The sequence below is a fragment of the Candidatus Protofrankia californiensis genome (assembly GCF_900634765.1).
GTDB classification, from domain to species: Bacteria; Actinomycetota; Actinomycetes; order Frankiales; family Frankiaceae; genus Protofrankia; species Protofrankia californiensis.
Window position 1 is genome coordinate 1 of sequence record NZ_CAAAFT010000290.1, and the last position, 1,854, is coordinate 1,854.

The window sequence follows — 1,854 nt, forward strand, 5'->3', positions numbered from 1 at the left end:
ATTCAGGCAGGGTCCGCCATGTCTTGCTTTCCCATAACGCAACAGACCCGACATAACGGCTGGTGGCGAAGCTGATCACAGATCAGCAAGCAGCCGAAACCAGCGCATGGGACAGGTGGGACTCGAACCCACGACCGACGGATTATGAGAGCCGCCCCCGTGATGTTGTGACATGCCGTTGGCTGTTACGCCGTGTTATTCCGGCTGGCCAGAGCAGATCTGCGACCTTGATCGGTCTTTCTCCGTCCCGTCACGGGTTGGCCCGATCCGGTCCGTTCGGCAGCACCATGGCAACACCGGAAATGTCGATGACCATCGAAAAGGTAACGGTGAGTAGCAGTGGACAAGAGCTGACACGCGGGGAAGCCAGGCATCTCCCGCGCTCGCCACGCGCCGTGCGGTATGGCGGATCACCCACAGGCGTGGAGAGGGCAACTCGCAGATTAGAGGGTGTCTGAAAAGGGTCAGGTGGGTAGATCGGTTGGTGGAGCCCCCGGTTGAGGGGAGGCTGGTGATGACTGACCGACGCCGGTATCCGACGGATCTCTCCGATCGCGAGTGGGAGCTGATCGCCCCGCTGGTCCCCGTTCCCAAACCCGGTGGTCGACCGCCGGTGCACGAACGGCGGGAGATCGTGAATGCGATGGCCTACTGGGTGCGGGCGGGGTGTGCCTGGCGGCGGCTGCCGCATGACCTGCCCCCGTGGCAGACGGTCTACCACTACTGGCGTACCTGGCGGATCGAGGGCCGCTGGGAACAGATCCTGACCCGGCTACGGGAAGTCGACCGCACCGCCCGGGGCCGGGACCCCACCCCGAGTGCGGGGGTCTGTGACAGCCAGAGCGTGCGTGCCAGCGACCGCGGCGGGCTGCACGGCTACGACGGCGGGAAGAAGGTCAACGGGGTCAAGCGGCATCTGCTCGTCGACACTCTCGGCACCGTGCTGACCGCCTGCGTGAGTCCGGCCAGCGTCGCACACGTATCCTCGACGGGCTGATCAACGAGTACCGCAACGCCGCCTGACGACACCCACCGACAACCACGTCAACCGTAGAAGACCAGCTCACAGGCCGAAATCGGAATTTCGGAGCTCGGTAGCATAGCGCAGGTAGCAGCGGACCGCCAACACGATCATCTCAGGAGGGAACTGGAACCCGGTGAACTCCGAGACGGGGACCGGTGGACAGACGGGACGTCGACGCATCAGTCCACCTTGCCCGATCAAGGACCTGGCGAACGCAACAGACCCCAGGTGCCGCACGTGCCTGCGGGCCGGTCGGTGACCGGCCCGCAGTGTTCACCCGCCTGCGCGGCGCGTCCTTCCAGAAAGGGCAGCGTGGGCGCCGCCGTGCATCCGACGACGGCGCCCACATGCGGAACCATGCCCTTGGCGGACCTCAGCCCTTCAAGTCTGGGAACTGGTCGTCCCGCCATTCGGCGTCGTTGCCACCTGTCGCGGCGAGGTCGTTCTCGCGCGCACGGAGCTCGACGCGGCGGATCTTGCCTGAGATCGTCTTCGGCAGTTCGAAGAACTCGAGCCGCCGGACGCGCTGGTACGGAGCGAGGTGCTCGCGGGCGTAGCGCAGGATCGACCACGCCGTCTCCTTTGTCGGCTCGTGCCCGGACGCTAGGGCGATGTAGGCCTTGGGTACGGCCAGCCGCACCGGGTCGGGGGCGGGGACCACGGCGGCCTCGGCCACCGCCGGGTGCTCGAGGAGCACCGACTCCAGCTCGAACGGGCTGATCTTGTAGTCGCTGGCCTTGAACACATCGTCGGTACGGCCGATGTAGGTGATGTACCCGTCGGCGTCGATGCTGGCCACGTCACCCGTGTGGTAGTAACCCCCGGCCATT

General features: G+C 65.8%; 2 protein-coding genes and 1 pseudogene. 1 reads left to right on the top strand and 2 read right to left on the bottom strand.

All coding sequences use genetic code 11. The features are described from left to right. Window positions 1–514 precede the first annotated feature (514 nt). Window positions 515–973, top strand: a pseudogene (locus DD1DGNOD_RS15595) (IS5 family transposase); the annotation flags it as partial. 90 nt (window positions 974–1,063) lie between these two features. Here the strand turns inward: DD1DGNOD_RS15595 and DD1DGNOD_RS15600 are convergent. Both DD1DGNOD_RS15600 and DD1DGNOD_RS15605 read right to left on the bottom strand, forming a co-directional pair. Beyond that, window positions 1,064–1,204, bottom strand: coding sequence for a hypothetical protein (locus DD1DGNOD_RS15600; protein WP_430827813.1), 141 nt, complete (start codon window positions 1,202–1,204; stop codon window positions 1,064–1,066). A gap of 193 nt (window positions 1,205–1,397) precedes the next feature. Further along, window positions 1,398–1,854: AMP-binding enzyme (locus DD1DGNOD_RS15605; protein WP_165036758.1), on the bottom strand; the 457-nt coding region annotated here is incomplete at its 5' end.